Source organism: Mycobacterium avium subsp. avium, assembly GCF_009741445.1.
GTDB lineage: Bacteria > Actinomycetota > Actinomycetes > Mycobacteriales > Mycobacteriaceae > Mycobacterium > Mycobacterium avium.
In genome coordinates, this window is sequence record NZ_CP046507.1 from 3,625,446 (window position 1) to 3,644,163 (window position 18,718).

18 protein-coding genes are annotated in these 18,718 nt (G+C 68.1%); 5 read left to right on the plus strand and 13 right to left on the minus strand.

The window, feature by feature from the left end; all coding sequences use genetic code 11:
* Positions 1-58 precede the first annotated feature (58 nt).
* Entirely contained in the window at positions 59-328 is a 270-nt protein-coding gene (locus tag MAA44156_RS16795) for a DUF4190 domain-containing protein (RefSeq protein ID WP_003873023.1), read from the plus strand.
* An 8-nt stretch (positions 329-336) separates the two neighbouring features.
* On the opposite strand, the gene MAA44156_RS16800 is transcribed toward MAA44156_RS16795, so the two are convergent.
* Complete coding sequence (locus MAA44156_RS16800; RefSeq protein WP_009975020.1) at positions 337-1,512, minus strand: acyl-CoA dehydrogenase family protein; 1,176 nt, start codon at positions 1,510-1,512, stop codon at positions 337-339.
* A 245-nt stretch (positions 1,513-1,757) separates the two neighbouring features.
* On the opposite strand from MAA44156_RS16800, the gene MAA44156_RS16805 reads away from it, so the two are divergent.
* The 3 genes from MAA44156_RS16805 to MAA44156_RS16815 all read left to right on the plus strand — a co-directional run bounded on the left by MAA44156_RS16805 (position 1,758) and on the right by MAA44156_RS16815 (position 4,349).
* The gene (locus tag MAA44156_RS16805) at positions 1,758-2,408 is read left to right on the plus strand and encodes a TetR/AcrR family transcriptional regulator (RefSeq protein ID WP_009975019.1); all 651 of its coding nucleotides are present in this window, start codon (positions 1,758-1,760) and stop codon (positions 2,406-2,408) included.
* Between the two features lie 238 nt (positions 2,409-2,646).
* Positions 2,647-3,495: a mycofactocin-coupled SDR family oxidoreductase gene (locus tag MAA44156_RS16810; RefSeq protein ID WP_003873026.1), complete on the plus strand. Its 849-nt coding sequence runs from the start codon at positions 2,647-2,649 to the stop codon at positions 3,493-3,495.
* 23 nt (positions 3,496-3,518) lie between these two features.
* Positions 3,519-4,349 carry an SDR family NAD(P)-dependent oxidoreductase gene (locus MAA44156_RS16815; RefSeq protein ID WP_024637094.1) on the plus strand — a complete coding sequence of 277 codons (831 nt, stop codon included), beginning with the start codon at positions 3,519-3,521 and terminating at the stop codon, positions 4,347-4,349.
* A 46-nt stretch (positions 4,350-4,395) separates the two neighbouring features.
* Here MAA44156_RS16815 and MAA44156_RS16820 read toward each other — a convergent pair whose 3' ends face one another.
* The 9 genes from MAA44156_RS16820 to MAA44156_RS16860 form a co-directional block, all read right to left on the minus strand.
* The gene (locus MAA44156_RS16820; RefSeq protein WP_009975017.1) at positions 4,396-5,205 is read right to left on the minus strand and encodes an SDR family NAD(P)-dependent oxidoreductase; all 810 of its coding nucleotides are present in this window, start codon (positions 5,203-5,205) and stop codon (positions 4,396-4,398) included.
* A gap of 6 nt (positions 5,206-5,211) precedes the next feature.
* Entirely contained in the window at positions 5,212-7,659 is a 2,448-nt protein-coding gene (locus MAA44156_RS16825) for a CaiB/BaiF CoA transferase family protein (RefSeq protein WP_050427656.1), read from the minus strand.
* Positions 7,660-7,661: 2 nt separating this feature from the next.
* Positions 7,662-8,789, minus strand: a complete 1,128-nt coding sequence (locus tag MAA44156_RS16830; protein ID WP_029248380.1) for a M24 family metallopeptidase — start codon at positions 8,787-8,789, stop codon at positions 7,662-7,664.
* On the minus strand, positions 8,779-10,032 hold the full coding sequence (locus tag MAA44156_RS16835) for a M24 family metallopeptidase (protein ID WP_009975012.1): 1,254 nt from the start codon (positions 10,030-10,032) through the stop codon (positions 8,779-8,781). The genes MAA44156_RS16830 and MAA44156_RS16835 overlap by 11 nt, the downstream gene beginning before the upstream one ends.
* Positions 10,032-11,093, minus strand: a complete 1,062-nt coding sequence (locus MAA44156_RS16840; RefSeq protein WP_003877242.1) for an amidohydrolase family protein — start codon at positions 11,091-11,093, stop codon at positions 10,032-10,034. The genes MAA44156_RS16835 and MAA44156_RS16840 overlap by 1 nt, the downstream gene beginning before the upstream one ends.
* 148 nt (positions 11,094-11,241) lie before the next feature.
* Positions 11,242-12,486: a cytochrome P450 gene (locus MAA44156_RS16845; protein ID WP_009975009.1), complete on the minus strand. Its 1,245-nt coding sequence runs from the start codon at positions 12,484-12,486 to the stop codon at positions 11,242-11,244.
* 22 nt (positions 12,487-12,508) lie between these two features.
* Positions 12,509-12,703 (minus strand): ferredoxin, encoded by a 195-nt coding sequence (locus MAA44156_RS16850; RefSeq protein WP_003873034.1) that lies wholly within the window; start codon positions 12,701-12,703, stop codon positions 12,509-12,511.
* Positions 12,704-12,715: 12 nt separating this feature from the next.
* Entirely contained in the window at positions 12,716-13,393 is a 678-nt protein-coding gene (locus MAA44156_RS16855; RefSeq protein ID WP_009975007.1) for a TetR/AcrR family transcriptional regulator, read from the minus strand.
* 62 nt (positions 13,394-13,455) lie between these two features.
* Positions 13,456-14,262, minus strand: a complete 807-nt coding sequence (locus MAA44156_RS16860; RefSeq protein ID WP_009975006.1) for an SDR family NAD(P)-dependent oxidoreductase — start codon at positions 14,260-14,262, stop codon at positions 13,456-13,458.
* A 194-nt stretch (positions 14,263-14,456) separates the two neighbouring features.
* Between MAA44156_RS16860 and MAA44156_RS16865 the strand changes: the two genes are divergently transcribed.
* Entirely contained in the window at positions 14,457-16,052 is a 1,596-nt protein-coding gene (locus tag MAA44156_RS16865) for a multicopper oxidase family protein (RefSeq protein WP_023880328.1), read from the plus strand.
* Positions 16,053-16,079: 27 nt separating this feature from the next.
* Here MAA44156_RS16865 and MAA44156_RS16870 read toward each other — a convergent pair whose 3' ends face one another.
* From MAA44156_RS16870 to MAA44156_RS16880, 3 genes are read right to left on the minus strand one after another with little or no spacing between them, the layout of a single operon-like run.
* Positions 16,080-16,901, minus strand: coding sequence for an alpha/beta fold hydrolase (locus MAA44156_RS16870; protein ID WP_009975004.1), 822 nt, complete (start codon positions 16,899-16,901; stop codon positions 16,080-16,082).
* Between the two features lie 12 nt (positions 16,902-16,913).
* Positions 16,914-17,903, minus strand: coding sequence for a cyclase family protein (locus MAA44156_RS16875; protein ID WP_009975003.1), 990 nt, complete (start codon positions 17,901-17,903; stop codon positions 16,914-16,916).
* Positions 17,891-18,718 (minus strand): coniferyl-alcohol dehydrogenase, encoded by an 828-nt coding sequence (locus MAA44156_RS16880; protein ID WP_009975001.1) that lies wholly within the window; start codon positions 18,716-18,718, stop codon positions 17,891-17,893. Before MAA44156_RS16880 ends, MAA44156_RS16875 begins: the two co-directional genes overlap by 13 nt.

Here is an 18,718-nt window from a genome sequence, read left to right on the forward strand (position 1 = left end):
CACCGTGGCCGGCCGTGAGATGCTTCGCAGATGCGCGGAACCGCGAAGGTGAGAGGCGATGAGTGACCCGCAGCCGCCGCGAAACGAGTTCGGCGTCGCGTCGGTGCTGCTGGGTCTGGTCGGGCTCGTCACCTGCTGGCTGCTGCTGGGGGTGCCCTTCGGCATCGCGGCGGTGGTGACGGGCGACATCGCCCGGCGGCGAGTCGCCCGCGGCGAAGCGAGCAATCCCCGAACCGCGATGACGGGCATCGTGTTAGGGGCCGTCGCGATCCTTGCGGGGCTGGTGGCGATCAGCTACTACGCCCGCATGGATGCCCAAAACCGTTGACGCGCAGCTCAATTGCGCGGCAGCCCGAGGACGCGTTCGGCGATGATATTGCGCTGGATCTCCGACGTGCCACCGGCGATGGTGGCGGCGAAGGTGCGCGCGTAGCGGTCGAACCAGCTGCGGTAGTGGCTGTCCAGATTCAGCGGCGCGACCTGCGCGGTCACCGCCCGGCGCACCAGCCCGGCGGACCCCGCCGCCTCCAGCGCGTCCTCGGACGCGCGTTGCAGCGCCTCGGAGCCCAGCAGCTTGAGCACGGACTGGGCGGGCACGTCCTCTTCGCCGCGGGCGGCGGCGGCCAGCGCCGCCGATCCCAGCAACCGCAGGGCGTGCGCGTCCATCACCAGGGTGGCGTAGCGGTCCCGCTGCAGCGCATCGGCCGGACGGAAGTCGGCGCTCAATTCGTGCAGCAGGTCGACATAACCCATCCACAGCATGACGCGTTCGTGGCCCAGCGAACCGGTGGCCACCCGCCAGCCCTCGTTGAGCTCGCCCACCAGGTTCTCCGCCGGCACCCGCGCGTCGGTGAAGAACACCTCGTTGAAATCGATTTCGTCGATATCGCACATCGACGCGAACGGGCGGCGCACCACGCCCGGAGTGTCGGTCGGGATCAGCAGCACGCTGATGCCCTTGTGCTTGGGCGCATTCGGATCGGTGCGCACAAATGTCAGCAGCACGTCGGCGTCGTGGGCGCCGGAGGTCCACACCTTCTGGCCGTTGACCACGAAGTGGTCGCCGTCGAGCACGGCGCGGGTTTTCAGTGACGCCAGATCCGAACCCGCGCCCGGTTCGCTCATGCCCAGCGAGGCGGTCATCTCCGCGCGCAGAATCGGCACCGCCCAACGCTGCTTTTGTTCGGGGGTGCCGAAGCTCAACAACGACGCCGCGATGATCCCGACGCCCTGCGGATTGAAGCTCTGATAGATGCGCCGCCGCCCCAGCTCCTCGAAGTACACGTACTGCTGCAGCAACGTCGCGTTGCGGCCGCCGAACTCGGGCGGATTGCCGGGCAGCAACCAGCCGCTGTCGAACAGCAGCCGTTGCCAGCGGCGCGCCCACTCCGGTACGTGTGAGCTGGACCGCGGCCGCTCCAGCGCCTCGGCCTCGGCGGGCAAATGCGCATCGAGGAAGGCGACGAATTCGGCCCGGAACGCCTCCACGTCGGCGTCAAACGTCAGCTGCACAGCACTTCCCCGGCTTCCCGAACTGGCCTCGCGCACCGTCGGTAGATCATGCTTTCCGCCGACGGCACGGTTCGCTCTTTGCGATTACGCTTCCCTACACACGTCTAAGAGAATAGTATTCTCGCCGTAAGAAAGTTACAATCTCCGACACGTGATCCGTGAGGGGGTCGAGCGCAGCGATGTCACGGCGTTCTCCGGTAGAGTCCAATCATGTTCTCCCCTCGCGGCAATCACCCGAGTCGGCCGTGACCAATCCGAGCGAAGAGCCGGCCTGGAAGCAGCGCGCCGTCGAGCGCTCCATCAAAACGGCGAAATTGCGTGCGGCGCAACGCGTTCAGCGTTTCCTCGACGCGGCCCAGGCCATCATCATCGAAAAGGGCAGCACCGACTTTACCGTGCAGGAGGTGGTGGACCGCTCCCGCCAGTCGCTGCGCAGCTTCTACCTGCAGTTCGACGGCAAGCACGAGCTGTTGCTGGCGCTCTTCGAGGACGCGCTGAGCCGATCCGCCGACCAGATCCGGGCCGCCACCGAAAGCCACACCGATCCGCTGGAGCGGCTCCAAGTCGCCGTTCAGCTGCTGTACGAGGCGTCCCGCCCGGACCCGACCGCCAAGCGGCCGCTGTTCACCGACTTCGCACCGCGTTTGCTGGTGACACACCCCGCTGAGGTCAAGGTCGCGCATGCGCCCTTGCTCGCGTTGCTGACGGAGCTGATGGAGGCGGCCGGCGAGGCCGGCAAGCTGCGCGCCACCATCAACCCGAAGCGGGTGGCCGCGATGACCATGCAAACGGTCATGTTCATCGCGCAATCCAGCGGCGGTCCCGACGACGCGACCACCCACCCCATCACCGCCGAAGAGGTGTGGGACTTCTGCTCGCGCGGCTTCGTCGCCTAGCTTCCCGACCGGACCCCTCCCGCGCCCTCCCCGGGTTGAGCAAATACCGCACGCTGTTTGCCGGTGAGAATGAGATTCTCTAATATCTAGAATCACGAATAGCCGAAACGGATTCGTCGTTGACACCCGTGTTGGCTGAATGACAGAGTTCAAAGTCGGCAAGACCCGCGGTCCGGGGAAGCGCGTGTGTTCTCCGCTGAGGCGCGCCGATCCGATCAAGTCAGGAGTTGAGGTAGCCATGACCGGACGTGTTGAGGGCAAAGTCGCTTTCGTCACCGGGGCGGCACGCGGTCAGGGCCGCAGCCACGCGGTGAGGTTGGCCCAGGAGGGCGCCGACATCATCGCCGTCGACATCTGCAAGCCCATCCGGGCGGGCGTGGTGGACACCGCCATCCCGGCCTCCACGCCCGAGGACCTGGCCGAGACCGCCGATCTGGTCAAGGGGCACAACCGCAGAATCGTCACCGCCGAGGTCGACGTGCGCGACTACGACGCGCTCAAAGCCGCGGTCGACAGCGGCGTCGAGCAGCTGGGCCGGCTGGACATCATCGTGGCCAACGCCGGAATCGGCAACGGCGGCGACACTTTGGACAAGACCAGCGAAGAAGACTGGACCGAGATGATCGACATCAACCTGGCCGGGGTGTGGAAAACCGTGAAAGCCGGTGTGCCGCATATGATCGCCGGCGGCCGCGGCGGATCCATCATCCTGACCAGCTCGGTCGGCGGGCTCAAGGCCTACCCGCACACCGGCCACTACGTCGCGGCCAAGCACGGCGTGGTCGGGCTGATGCGCGCCTTCGGAGTCGAGTTGGGACAGCACATGATTCGCGTCAATTCGGTACACCCGACGCACGTCAAGACCCCGATGCTGCACAACGAGGGCACCTTCAAGATGTTCCGTCCGGATCTGGAGAACCCGGGTCCCGACGACATGGCGCCGATCTGCCAGATGTTCCACACGCTGCCCATCCCGTGGGTCGAGCCGATCGACATCAGCAACGCGGTGCTGTTCTTCGCCTCGGACGAAGCCCGCTACATCACCGGCGTGACCCTGCCCATCGATGCGGGTAGCTGCCTGAAATAGAGTTCCGTCCCATGGACGGATTCCTGTCTGGTTTCGACGGCCGCGCGGCGGTGGTCACCGGCGGCGCCAGCGGCATCGGATTGGCCACCGCCACCGAATTCGCCCGCCGGGGGGCGCGTCTGGTGCTCTCCGACGTCGACCAGCCGGCGCTGGAACAGGCGGTCAACGGGCTGCGCGGCCAGGGGTTCGACGCGCACGGCGTGGTGTGCGACGTCCGGCATCTCGACGAAATGGTCCGTCTCGCCGATGAGGCCTTCCGGCTGCTGGGCGGCGTCGACGTCGTCTTCAGCAACGCCGGCATCGTCGTCGCGGGCCCGCTGGCCCAGATGAACCATGACGACTGGCGCTGGGTGATCGACATCGACCTGTGGGGCTCCATCCATGCCGTCGAGGCGTTCCTGCCCAGGCTGCTCGAGCAGGGCACCGGCGGGCACATCGCGTTCACCGCTTCCTTCGCCGGTCTGGTGCCCAACGCCGGCCTCGGCACCTACGGCGTTGCCAAGTACGGGGTCGTCGGGCTCGCCGAAACGTTGGCGCGCGAAGTCAAGCCCAACGGCATCGGCGTATCGGTGTTGTGCCCGATGGTGGTGGAGACCAAGCTGGTCTCCAACTCGGAACGGATTCGCGGCGCCGACTATGGGATGTCGGCGACGCCGGAGGGGGCCTTCGGGCCGCTGCCCACCCAGGACGAGAGCGTCAGCGCCGACGACGTCGCGCGGCTCACCGCCGACGCGATCCTGGCCAATCGGCTCTACATCCTGCCGCACGCGGCCGCCCGGGAGTCGATCCGCCGCCGGTTCGAACGCATCGACCGGACCTTCGACGAGCAGGCCGCCGAGGGCTGGACGCACTAGATAAATGGGGCCGGGCCCTCGGGGCTGTTGCGGCGGCGTCGGTGAGCTAACCGGCCGGGCCCAGTCGGTAGTCGCCGGTCCGCGGATCGTGATACCACCCGCTGGAGGCCTGGGTGCCGCCGTCGACGTGCAGCGTCTGCCCCGTCAGGTACCCCGACATGTCGGAAGCCAAAAAGACTGCGGCACTGGCGATTTCGTCGACATGACCGGGACGGCCCAGCGGAACGATGTTCCCCATCGCGGTGGTGGCGGCCTCACCGCCCAGCTGTTGGAGCCCTTCGGTGAGCGTGATGTCGGGCGCGATCGCGTTGACCCGGATGCCGTGCGGCGCCAGTTCCAGCGCCGCGGTCTTGGTGTAGTTGATGACGCCGGCCTTGGCTGCCGCGTAGGCGGCATAGCCCGGTGCCGCGCGCACGCCTTCGATGGAGGTCAGCGAGATGATGCTGCCGCCGGCGCCCACCGACACCAGCTGCCGGGCGATCCGCTGGGTGCACAGCAGCACGTGCCGAAGATTGGCGCGGTAGAGCGCATCCCAGCCGTTCTCGCTGGTTTCCAGCAGCGGCGAGGAGAACACCCCGCCGGCATTGTTCACCAGGATGGTGGGCGTGCCCAGTTCGGTGATGGTGCGCTGCAGCGCGGTGTCGACCTGGCCGCTGTCCCGCACGTCGGTGACGATGCCCAGTCCTCCGATGGATTCGGCTGCCCGCGTGCAGGTTTGCGCGTCGCGCTCCCAGATCGCCACCCGCGCGCCGAATGCGGCCAGCCCGGCGGCGATGCCGCGGCCGATGCCCGCCCCCGCCCCGGTCACCACCGCGACCCGGTCGGTGAGCAGGATGTCCGAGGGATCGATGGCCATCGCCGGTCAGCCCGCCGGGTGCATGGCCGGCGCGCTGCCGATGACACCTTCGGCCCGCAGCGTCGCGATGTCCGCGTCGGACAAGCCCAGCCCGGACAGCAGTTCCTGGTTGTGCTGCCCGAGCAGCGGCGCGGGTGCGGTGTGGAACCGATCGGGGCCGGCGGAGGATCTCATCGGCACGGTGCTGAGCCTAGCCGGGCCGTTGACCGGGTGGTCGACCTCTTCGAAAAAGCCCCGGAACGTCAGCTGTTCCAGCTCGGATTGCCGGTGGGGTTGCATGACCTTGGCCACCGGCACCCCGGCGTCCCAGAGGGTGGCGACGATGTCGTCGCGGCCGCGGCACTCGCACCACGCCGCGAGCTGCTTGTCGATGAAATCCTGATGCGTGCGCCGGCCCGAAGCGGTCGACAGCTCGGGATCCATTGCCCACGAAGGGGATCCGAGCGCGCGGCACAATCGGTGCCACTGGTCGTCGGTGGCCACGGCGATGGCGACCCAGCTGTCGAGCCGGCCGAATTCGTCGACGTCGGCGCTGAGGTAGAGGTTCTGCGGGGCGGCGGTGGGCCCCCGGTTGCCGGCCCGCTCGAGCAGCGCGCCGTAGGCCGAGTACTCGATGACCTGCTCGGCGGCGATGCTCAGCGCGGCATCGACCATCGCCGCCTCGACGAACACCCCCTCGCCGGTGCGGCGCCGGTGCTCGAGCGCCAGCAGTATCGCGTTGAGGGCGTGCACCCCCGCGCACGGGTCGCCGATCGAGTACGGGTCATAGGGGGTGCGATCCGGGTAGCCGGTGAGCCAACTCAAGCCGGACGCGGATTCGATGACGTAGGCGAATGCCGGGTTGTCCCGCCACGGCCCGGTGAGCCCGAAGCCGGGCATCCGCACCATGACCGCGTCGGCGCGAATCGATTGCACGGTGGCGAAATCCAGTCCGATCGCATCCAGCACCCGCGGGGTGAAGTTCTCCACGATCACGTCGCAGGTGGCGATGAGCCGCCGCAACACGTCCCGGCCGCGTGGGCTCTGCAGGTCCAGGGTCAGGCCCTTCTTGTTGGTGTTCAGGGCCTCGAAGATGGGGGACTTCTCCCACCACCGGTCCTCGCTGACGGGCACCCCGGCGATCAGCCGGGTGCCGTCGGGACGGCGGGTGGACTCGACGTGGATGACCTCGGCGCCGAGCATGGCCATAAAGTGGGTGCAGCAGGGGCCCGCCCAGAATGTGGTGAGGTCAAGCACCCGAAGTCCGTTGAACGGCAACGCCGTTCGACCTCCGTCGGGTGCGGGCCGTGGCGTCAGTTCCGCGCCGCGGTAGCCCTCGGTGTGCTCACCGAGGCGCGGCGCAGGATGCGGCGCGCGTAGCTGCGCCGGGTGCATCCGGTAGGGGTGTGCCGGCTGCAGGAAGCCGTCGCGCGGATTGCGCACGAAGGACCCGCGCTCACGGAACTGATCGAACGACGTGACATTCGCCCCGTTGGCCACCGGGGCGTACGGGATGCGGAAGGCCGTTGCCAGTTCCCGGATCTCGTCGACGGGAGTGTGGGCCATCCAGGCGAAGATCTCGTCGGCGTAGATGTTGGCCAGCTCAGTGATCGACAGCGGCGAGTCCTCGTCGATCCACTCCGGGTGCCCCACCATGGCGCACAGGTCGAACCACTGCTGGGCGGTGCCGCAGCCGACGTCCACCAGGCCGTCCTTGGCCTGCGCCACGCCCGGCACGGTCGGCCGCCGGGTGTCACGCCAGGGCCGGCCGAGCACCTCGAAGTAGGTGACCGGGTAGTAGGTGAGGCACAGGATCTGTGTCTCCAGCATGGACAGGTCCAGCAATTCTCCTGGGCCGCCGTGGATGTGGCGCCAGCGCGACGCCAGGGTGGCCGCGCTGGCATAGGCCCCGGCCAGATATTCGCCGACCTGACCGCCGACGAAGACGGGCGGGCGGTGCTGCTCGCCGCGCCCGAGGCCGATGATTCCTCCCGACCAGGCCTGCAGGGTGAACTCGGTGGCCGCCCGGTCCCGCCAAGGGCCTTCCAGCCCGAACGGGGTGATCGAGGTGACGGTGAGATGGGGGTGGCGGGCGTGGATCGCCCGCGGCGTGAAGTCGTGGTGCTCGGCCACCGTGGACCCGCCCGACCAGACCACCGCGTCCGCCGCGGCCAGTAACCGCTGCACCAGCGCGGTGTCGTCCTCGTTGGCGGGGTCGGCGACGACGCTGTGTTTGGCGCCGGCCAGGAAGCTGAACAGGGCGCCGTCACCACCGGCCGGGACGGGGGCACCGGAGGCCGACCAGGTACGCAGCGGATCGCCTTGCGGCGGTTCGACCTTGACCACGACGGCGCCGCCGTCGGCCAGGAGCTTGGTGCAGTAGGCTCCGGCGATGCCGGTGGACAGATCGATCACCGTATAGCCGGCCAGCGGGGGTTGCGTCACTGCTTCGTTCGCTTCGCCGGGGCGGGGCATGGTCAGGGCTGCCAGAACGGGCTCGCGGTGAGCACTTCGGGTCCGTCGGCGGTGATCAGGACCGCTTCCCGGCCGAACACCGCGCCGACTCCTTCCTCCCACACATATCCCGTCACGGCGAGCACCATCCCCGGCTCCAGCCGTTCGCCGGCGGCGGTCGCGGGCAGGTGCTGGGAGACCACCGGGGGGTCGAAACCCATGCCCAGTCCGCGGGCCACCGGCATCGGCGGTGCCGGCTCTCCCGCGGCCCGGTAGGCCGTCATCAGCTCGTCCGCCCGCACGCCCGGATGGCAGGCCGCGATCAGCTTGTCCCACAAGGCGTCCCAGCGCCGGTGCAGGGCCTCGGCGCCGCTGGGGGCGTGCTTCTTGTCGGCCGGCCAGGTGCGTCCCACTTCCCCGACGTAGCCGCCGGCCAGCACGCCGGCGGAGAATGCCACCAGGTCGCCGTCCTGGATACGACCGTCCCCGTCGGCGCGCCGCCACGGATGGCTGCGCGAGGTCGCCCACGCCACATCCTGATTCGACGGGGTGCTCACCCCGCCCGCCGCAGAGGCCTCCAGCAGGACGCCGGCCAGCGCCTGCTCGCTGACCCCGGGGCGCAACTCCGAGACCGCGGCCGCCAGCGCCGACTCGGCGACCGCGATGGATTCCCGCAGCGCCACGATCTCCTCGGCGGTCTTGACGCGGCGGGCGGCCCGCATGGCCAGTTCTCCGTCGACCAGTTGCGCGTTGGGGAACACGGTGGGCAGCAGCTGCGCGAAAACCGGTGAGAGTGCGTCGGTTCCGACGCGCCGGGCGGTTTGGGTGCCGTCGATGCGGCGCAGCGCCGCCACGGTGTTGGCCGGGTTCCACGAGATGCCGTAGAGGTTTTCGTGCGGGATGTCCTCGGGCACGCCCTCGTCCCAGGTGCTGAGCAGGTGAACCGCGCCGGTCTCGCGCACCAGCACGCAGGTCGGGCCGAACGGCCGGGTGCCCGCGACCCACAGTTGCGGCGCCCCGGAGACGTAGCGAACGTTGGCCTGCCGACCGAGCACCAGCACGTCGAGGTCGTGGGCGGCCATCTGGTCCAGCGCCCGCCGGCGGCGCCCCGAGCGCAGCGTGCGCTCGTCGGGGCAGACTTCAACTGACATGACGGCCATACGGGTCATAGGGGTAGTCGGTCAAGCGGATCCAGCCCTCCTCGGTGATCACCAGAACCTCTTCGCTGCGGTAGCCGCCGGTGCCGTCCTCCCACACCACCGGCTCCAGCACCAGCACCATCCCGGCTTGCAGGACGAAGTTCTCGTCGAACTCCTGGCCGAGATCGGTTCCGATCATGGGCATTTCGGCGGCGTTGACGCCGATGCCGTGGCCCAGGTAGAAGTGCGGCAGCCACGGCTTCGCACCGCCGTTGGCCCCGATCGCGGCCCGGCCCAGATCGGCCGCGGTGGCGCCGGCCTTGGCGACGTCCAGAACCGCGGTCATGATTTCGAACCACTTGTCGAACTGAGCCTGTTGGCGCGGCGACGGGTCCCGCCCGACGATCCAGGTGCGGCCGAAGTCCGAGCAGTAGCCCTGGTAGGTGATGCTGACGTCGGTCCACAGCACGTCGCCTTCGTCGAGCTCGCGCGCGGTGGACAGCAGCGGCAGCGCCAGGTCGCCGTGCGTGGTCCATACCCCCTCGGCCTTGCTCGGCGGCATCACCTGCCAGATCGGTTCCAGCATGCTGGCCGTGGCGCCCAGCTCGAAGGCGCGACGCAAAAAGCTTGCCGACAAGTCGATTTGGCGGATACCGGGGGCCAGCCGCTTCTGCACCTCGACCATCGCCTCGTCGGTGATCCGGATGGCGGTGCGGATGCACGACAACTCGTCCGGTGTCTTGACCGCCTTGGCGGCGCCGACGATGGCCGCCGCGTCGACGGGGGCGCCGCAGGGGAACAGCGTCGCGGCCGCGCGGGACATTGCGCCGGTGCATTCGTCGACCGCGATCACGGCGTTGGCCGGAATCAGGTCGGCGACCGTGCGCGCGAAAGCCGCGACGCCTTCGTCGAATTCGAGATAGACCGGCCCGTGCAGATGGTCGGCGGGCAGGTCCGACTCGTGTGCGGCGCCCTCGCGGAACGGCAGGAACAGGTGCGGCCATTCGTCGTCGGCGAGCACCACGGCCACCGGCCGTTCGACATAGGACAGCCCGGCGTCGCCGAGTGGCCAACTGGCGCCGGTGGCATAGACGACGGCGTTGTTGCCGAGCAGGATCATCGCGTCGACGCCGCGCTCGGCCATCGCCGCCCGGAGCCGGGTTCCGGTGTCGCGGCGCAGCCGGGTCAAGTCCGGTGTCTCCGGAATCACGAGCCCTTCACCGGTTTTGGTGTCCAGATGCGCGAGTGTCGTCACTACAAACCCAGGAATTTCGTCACATTGCCGCTGACGATCTGCGCCGCGTTCGCCGGCCCGACGGCGTCGACGACGGCCTTCAGCGACTTCTCGGAATAGCCGTAGGTGCTCTCGTTGTGCGGGTAGTCGCTGGACCACATCACCTTGTCCACCCCGATCTGGTCGATCAGCCGCAGGCCGAGCGGGTCGACCATGAACGAGGCGCTCATGTGGGTGTCCCAGTAGTAGCGCACGTCGTGCTGCAGCGGCCGGTTGAACATGTGTTGGTAGGACGCGACCAGGTGCTCGGCATCCTGCAGCGCCCACGGCACCCAGGAGATGCCGCCCTCGAACCAGCCGATCCGCAGCCCGGGGTGATCGTCGAGGATGCCGCCGAAGATGTATTTGGAGAACGTCTCCCGGAATCCGTCGATGTTGATCATCATCCCGACGACGACGCTGTTGAACTCGGTCGGGCTCTTCGGCGGCGTTTCCCCGATGTGGTGCGTGACGGGCAGGCCCGCGGCCTCGATCTCGTCCCAGACCGGTCTCATGGCGGTGCTGGAGTAGTCGATCATGTTGCCGTCGTCGTCCTTGCCGGGATTGAGCGGCATCAGGAAAGTCTTGAGCCCCAATGCTTTCAGCTCGTCCAGGGTCTTTCTGGTGCCCTGCGGGTCCCACCAGTTGATCAGCCCGGCGCCGTAGAAGTGCCCGTTCGAGCGCTCCTGCAGCTCGGCGATGTATTCGTTGTAGATGCGGAAGGCGAGCTCGCGAAGTGTCTTGTCGGGGTAGTGGAACAGCGCCAGCACCGCGTTGGGGAAGGCCAGTTCCTTTTCCACCCCGTCCTCGTGCAACTCCTGAATCCGCGCCTCGATGTTGGTGCTCGCCGCACCGGGGAGGTCGTCGTACTGCATCAGCACGGCGCTGAAGTCGCCGGGCAGGAAAGACTGTCCCTTGCGCCCGACCTGGTAGGCGCCGTCCTCGTACCAGATCCGCGGCGCCTTGTCCTTCAGGTCGTCCGGAAAGCGTTGGTAGAAGATGTCATCGGCCAGCGAGATGTGGTTGTCCGCCGAGAAGACCACCGTGCCCTCCGGCAGGCCGACATCGCTGCCTACGGCGTGACCGCGCCGATTCTTGGGGGCGCCGTATCCTCCGGGCGGGTACAGGGAAACGGGGCTTGTTTGAGTCGTCATCATTGACCCTCCATTCGGATCCGCAATCTTTCGTGGGCTACCAGGTCACCGGGAGTTCGTAGACGCCGTAGGCGAGGCGGTCGTCCTTGAACGGGACCTCCTCGATCGGAATCGCAAGTTGCAGTGTGGGAATGCGGCGTACCAGGGTGTGGAACACGATCTGCAGCTCGGCGCGCGCCAGCTGCTGGCCCACGCATTGATGGCGGCCGTAGCCGAATGCGACGTTGCGGTCGGCGCCGGAGCGATGCAGGTAGAGCCGGTCGGGTTCGGGGAAGACGCGCGCATCCCAGTTCGCCGGGGCCAGGTCGATGATGATCCCCTCACCGGCCCGGATGGTCTCCCCGGCGATGTGGATGTCTTCGAGCGCGACGCGGCGCTGGCCGTTCTGAATGATGCTGAGGTAGCGCAGCAATTCCTCGACTGCGCTGGCGATCACCTTGGGGTCTTCGGCGTCCCGGATGACGGCCAGCTGGTCGGGGTTTTCCAGCAGGGCGAGCACGCCGAGACCGATCATGTTCGAGGTGGTTTCGTGCCCGGCGATCAGCAGGCCGGTGCCCAGCTGCGCGGCCTCCTTCACGCTGAGCTCCCCGGCCTTGACCCGCTCGGCCAGATCGGACACCGCGTCCTCGGCGGGGTTCTCCATCTTGGCCTCGACCAGTTGGGCGAGGTATTTGTTCAGGCTCATCGCGCCTTTGACGGTGTCCTCACCGGTGGCGTAGCGCGCGAGGCCGACGTTGGCGTGGTGCTGGAACATGTCGGCGTCCTCGTACGGGACCCCGAGCAGCTGGCTGATCACCAGCGAGGGCACCGGCAGGGCCAGCGCGCTGACGATGTCGGCGGGTTTCGGTCCGGCCAGTATCGCGTCGATGTGCTCGTCGGTGATCTGCTGGATGGTCGGGCGTAAACCCTCAACACGCTTGAACGTGAAGGGTTTTGACAGCATGCGCCGGAACCGGGTGTGTTCTTCGCCGTCGGCGGTGAAGACCGACCGCGGACGCTTGTGCACCGTGGACAGCATGCCCGCGTTCCAGTGCGGGAAGCCGGGCAGCCGGTCGTCGACGCTGACCCGCGAGTCCGAAAACAGTTCGCGCACTTGCTCATAGCCTGTGATGAGCCACGGTGTGCTGCCGTCCCAGATCCGCACCCGCGACAACGGCTTGTCGTGGGCCAGCGCCATGACGTCCGGTGGCGGCGCGAACGGGCAGCCGGCCTGCCGCGGCATCGGGTAGTCCGGAATGTCGGCGGTCTGCTCGGTCGCGGTGCTCGTCAGGGTGTCTGACATGGTGTTGTTCCTCGCCGTGTCGTCATTCTTCAACGCGGATGGCCAGGGCGGGGCAAGCCGCCGCCGCGCGCCGCGCGCCTTGCGCCTGCTCGGCCGTGGGATGGGGGTTGAGCAGGACGACGACGCCGTCGTCGTCGCGCTGGTCGAACACCTCGGGGGCATTCATCACGCAGTTCCCCGACGATGCGCAAAGGTCTTGGTCGACGGTCACTTTCATCTGCCCAGTCCTTCACTCGTACGGCGTCACGGGCGCCAGCCACAGGCCCACGATCGCGTCGATGAGGCCGGATGCCGCGGCCCGCCAGGAACGGTGGGAGGTCGACGTGCCCGCGGCGAGCGCACGTTCACGGTCGGCGCAGGTGTGCATCAACAGGTTTCGAGCCATGATGTTGCGTTCGAAGTGCACTTCGGCCGGCAGGTCGGGCAGGCAGCGGTTGATGCCCTCGACGACCTGCACCAGCGACGGCGAGCTGAGCGCGCCCTTGACGATGATGTTGTAGTAGGCGGGATCGGTCATCGCCTGCGCCGCGAACCGCGCATACCAGGTCGGATTTCCCAGCTCCTCGAGGTGGTCGGTGAGGGGGCGCACCAAACAGGCCACCCAGCTGCGCAATTCGGCGTCCCGGCCGCCCCCGGCGCCGGACTCCAGCAGCTCGGCGACCATCTGCTCGCGCAGCTGCTCGACGGGCCCGCGGTGCTTGTGCTCGATGGCGCGCACCAAATCGGCCTTGGTGCCGAAGTGGTAACCGACCGCGGCGTTGTTGCCCTGTCCGGCGGCCTCGCTGACCTGTCGATTGGAGACGGCGAACATGCCGTGCTCGGCATAGAGCCGCTCGGCGGCCACCAGGATCGCCTCCTGGGTGGAGCTGGCCCGCTCGGTGCGCACGGGCCGTCCGATGGTGGTCATTGCGCCAGTCAACCGCGCCCGCGCCTTTAAGTCAAGCGATTGATTTAAAATTTCGGCGGGTGTCATTCCTGCCGCTTCGAGCGCATCGCCTTGCCGGCCGAGGTCCCGCCGTCCACCGGCAGCACCGTCCCGGTGACGTAGCGCGAGCGCTCGGTGGCGAAATACAGCGCCGCCTCCGCGACGTCGTCGGGTGTGCCCTCGCGCTTGAGCGGCCGGTCCTCGCGCATTCCCTCGCGGATCCGCGCCTCGAACCACTCCCGCTGCTCGGGGTCCATGTCGCCCGCCGACTTCCCGAGAATCGGCGTCGGTATGTTGCCGGGCGCGATGGCGTTGACGCGAATGTCATAGCGCGCCAGCTCAATTGCCGCGGCCTTGGTGAACTGGATGACCGCTGCCTTGGAGGCGCGGTAGGTCATCACTCCCCCGCCGGCCTGGATCCCTCCGATCGAGGTCAGGTTGATGATCGTCCCGCCGCCGTTGTCGGCCATGTGGCGCGCCGCGTCTCGGGTACCGGCCATCACGCCCAGCACGTTGACGCCCATCACCCGGTGGAAGTCGGCGAGGTCGTCGTCGAGCAGCCGGCGCAACGGGCTGGAGATTCCGGCGTTGTTCACCATCACGTGCAGACCGCCGAATTTCTCGACGGCGGCTGCGACCAGAGCCCCGACCTGTTCGATGTCGGAGACGTCGGTGCGGCGGAACACGGCCTCACCGCCCAGCTCGGCGGCCAGCCGCTCTCCCCGCTCGGTCTCGATGTCGGCGATGACGACCCGCGCCCCTTCGGCCACAAAACGTTCCACGATTCCGCGACCGATGCCGGACGCCCCGCCGGTGACGATGGCAACCTTGCCAGCCAGTTCGTTGACCACACGACGAGTTAATCGGCGGCAACGGTGTTAAGTCAAGCAACTGATTTAAGGGTGGCCGGGAATGCGGCGGCCGATCGGTCGGACCCGACCCGCGCGACACGGCCGGAATCGATGACGGCGCTTGCATTCCGGCCGACACACGAGCACGGTATTAGGGCGCCCGAGGCCCACTCGACGAAGACGGGGAGCGACCAATGCCTGTGCCGCCGGCCGGTGATACCCCGTCGGAACGAAGGCGGCTCAGCAGGCGCGGTTTCATGGCCGCCGGTATGGCCGGCGGATTGGCGCTCGCGGGCTGCGGCCAGTCCAAGCCGGACCCGTCGCGCAACACGCGGATGGCCGCCGCCATCGCCACGGCCGAGGCCGCCCGGCCGCACAGCGGCCGCACCGTAACCGCGCACCTGACACCGCAACCGGTGCAGATCGATTTGGGCGGACCCGTCGTGCGCACGCTGGCCTTCGGCGACTCCATCCCCGGGCCGGTGATCCGCGCCGCCATCGGCGACGAGGTCGCGGTGACGGTGGCGAACCGGCTTGACCATCCGACATCGGTGCATTGGCACGGCATCTCGCTGCGCAACGACATGGACGGCGCCGAGCCCGCCACCCCCAACATCGCGGCCGGACACGACTTCACCTACCGGTTCTCGGTGCCCAATCCCGGTACCTACTGGGCACATCCGCACACCGGCCTGGACGAGGACACGGGTCTTTATCTGCCGGTCATCGTCGACGACCCGGCCGAGGCCGACTACGACGCCGAGTGGATCGTCGTGCTCGACGACTGGACCGACGGCGTCGGCAAGAGCCCGGCCCAGTTGTACGGCGAATTGAGCAATCCGAACAAGCCGCCACGCAACCCGCCCGAGACGACGACGACGAACCCCACCACGACCGAGACATCCCCGGTCACGACGACCGAGACCACGTCGACCACCCCGACGACGGCCGCCGCGGCTCCGCCCGGCGTGGGCAGCAGCGAGCTGCTCGGCGGCGACGCCGGCGACATCGCCTACCCCTACTATCTGGTCAACGGTCGAATTGCGGCTTCCCCCAAGATATTCAACGCCAAGCCCGGCCAGCGGATACGGATTCGTCTGATCAACACGGCCTCGGACACCGCGTTCCGGGTCGCACTGGCCGGGCACTCGATGACGGTGACGCACACCGACGGCTATCCCGTGGTGCCCGCTCGGGTCGATGCCCTGCTGATCGGCATGGCCGAGCGCTACGACGTCACGGTGACCGCGGGCGACGGTGTCTTCCCACTGGTCGCCGTCGCCGAAGGCAAGAACGCGCTGGGGCGGGCCCTGCTGTCCACCGCCGCGGGCAGCACACCCGACCCGCAGTTCCAGCCGGGCGAACTCACCAAACGGGTGGGCACGGTGGAGATGTTCACCGCCACCACGCCGGTCAACTTGGGCCGCCCCGATCCCGGTCTCGACCTGCCGATCGTGTTGGGCGGCAACATGATCCAGTACAACTGGACGATCAACGGCGAGCCGTACAGCAAGACGAATCCGCTGCTCGTGCACGAGGGCCAACGGCCCACCCTCTCTTTCGAGAACACCACGATGATGTATCACCCGATTCACCTGCACGGGCACACATTCCAGGTGATCAAGCCCGACGGCAGCCCGGGCGCCCGCAAGGACACCGTCATGGTGCTGCCCAAGCAGAAACTCGCCGCTGTCCTGTCCGCCGACAACCCCGGCACCTGGGTGATGCACTGCCACAACACCTATCACCAGGTCGCCGGAATGGAGACCCGGCTGGACTATGTCCTGTGACGCTGCCTGTGACGCCACTGCTTACGCTCAGGCGGTCGCCAGAAAATCCATCAGCAACTGGTTGACCACGGACGGCTGCTCGATCTGCGGACAGTGCCCGGCATCGTCCACCACGACGGAGCGCGCGCCGTCGATCTGCTTGGCGATCTGAGCCGACCAGCCGGCGGGAAGGAGTTTGTCGCCTCCGCCCTCCACGACAAGCGTTGGCACACCAATGCGTTCGTAGGCCCGGGCGCTCGACGGCGTCGGGGACGGCGTGGCACCCGGCCGCCGGAACCTGGCCGCGGCGATGGCCTCCCACGCCCCCGGCGCGGTGCTGGACTCGTGCCGGCGGCGCACGTAGTCGTCGTCGGCAGGATAGGCCGGGTCGAAGAACAGCGCTTCGACGATGCGGCGCATCGCGGGCAGCGTGGCGTCGTAGTTCTGCAGCGCCTCGAAATACTCGTTCTGCTGGATTTCGCCGCCGCCGCAGATGATCACGGCACTGCGGACCGGCCACAGCGGGCTGTCCGACGTGGCGTCGGTGAGCAGATTGATGGCGCCCATCGAATTGCCGACGAAGTGCGCCGACTCGACGCCTAGCAGTTCGCAGAACCGGGCCACGTGCCGGATCCGCATGCCGCGACCGTCGACGAAGTCGATGACCTTGGCGGACCCGCCGAAGCCCAACTGGTCGGGCGCCAACACCCGGTAGCGCGCGGCGAGTGCGGCGATGTTGCGTTCCCAGCCGAGCTCGGCGCTGGCCCCGAACTCCCCGCCGTGCAGCAACACCACCGGGTCGCCCTCGCCCGCCTCAAGGTAGCTGGTGACCAGGCCATCGACCGACATCGTTTTGCGATGAATCTCCATCGCCCGCCTTCTCTATTTGATCGCGATCGGGTTCACCGGCGAACCCACTGCCCCCACAAACCTCAACGGCGGTGCGACAAGCTGGAATTCGTAGACGCCGTCGGCCGCGCAATCGGCCGCCAGCGCGCTGAGGTCCCAGTACTCGCCGAGCATCAGCCCCATGTCGCGCAGGGTCAGCAGGTGGAAGGGCAAAAACACCCCGTCGACGCCGGACACCGGGTCTTCGACCTGCAGGTTGTCCGAGGCGACCGCGGCGACCTCGTGGTCATGCAGCCACTGGGCGCATCGCCAGTCCAGCCCGGAATACGGTTCGGTCTTGTTCCCTGTTTCCAAATATCTTGTCCACCAACCGGTCCGGATGAGCAGGATGTCGCCGCGCTCGATCGTCACGCCCTGGGCGCGCACGACGTCATCCAATTCCTCTGGGGTGATCGGGTTTCCGTGCTCCAAGAAGACCTCCGCGCCGCGATGGCGCACCAGATCCAGCAGCACCCCGCGCGACGTGATGCCCTTGCCGTCCACCTTCTCGATGCCCAAGCGGCGGGCGCCCAGGCTGGTCACCGAGCCGGCGGGGACGCCGTTGTAGAGCAGGTCGTCGTAGTAGACGTGCGACAGCGCATCCCATTGGGTGGCCGCCTGCAGCGGCATGATGATCATGTCGTCGTTGAACCGGAACAGGTTGTCGACGAAGTAGGGGCCCATCTGCGCCGCCGTCGGGTTGCGGTCCCAGCCGGGTCCGTACTGGGCCAGCGTGGCGGCGTCGCCGCCGTCCACGGTCATCACGTGGATCGGGTTGTGCCGAAAACCGAAGGCGCCCTGCGGTCCTGACGAGCCGAAGTCCACACCGAGCGGAAACACTTTTCCGTGCTGTACCAGGCTGGCGGCCTGGGCGATCTTTTCCTCGGTGATGAAGTTCAGTGTGCCGAGCTCGTCGTCATCGCCCCAGCGGCCCCAGTTGCTGACGTCGCGGGCGGCCCGGCGGAAGTCGGTCACACTGGCCACGGGGTACGCCCTTCCTCGAGTTCGCGAGCGATCGCGGCGCCCACGTTTCCGCCGTCGACCCACACCACCTGGCCCGAAATATAGCTGGCCGCATCGCTATTGAGGAACAGCAGCACCGCTGCTTGCTCGGCGGGCCGGCTGACCCGGCCCAGCGGTTTGGGGATGTCGTCCAGGAAGCCCTGCCCGTAGGCGGTGCGCAGCTGATCCAAGATCGGCGTCTCGGTGACCCCGGGGCCGGTGCAGTTGATGCGGATACCACGAGCACCCAGCGGGGTGACGCTGCGCATGGTGTAGAGAATCAGGGCTTCCTTGGACAGTTGATAGCCGGTGCCCAGCTCTTCGGGATGGCTTGTGCACCAGTCGATACCCTCCCGCATGGTGGCGGTGTCCAGCAGCGGCGCCACCTGCCGCAGGTGCTCGCGGTACCCGGCGGCGGCGAGCGAGGACACGCTCACGATGGACGACCCCGCCACCATCTTCGGGATCAGCGCCTCGGTGAGTTGGCGCGTGCCCAGGAAGTTGACGGTCACTACCAGCGGCGGGTTGCCGATCCCCGAAGACACGCCCGCGATGTTGAACAGCGCGTCGACGGGGCCGTCGATGCCGGCCGCGGCGCGATCGATGGACTCGGGATCGGCCAGGTCCACCTCGTGGAACTCGCCGAGTGCGCAGCCGGGCCGGCGCTGGTCCAACCCGATCACGTCGGCGCCGAGTTGGCCGAGCTGGCGCACCACCTGCTCGCCGATGCCCGACGCGCATCCGGTCACCACCGCGCGGCGGCCGTCATAGCGCCACAGCGCGTCGATCTCTGCCAC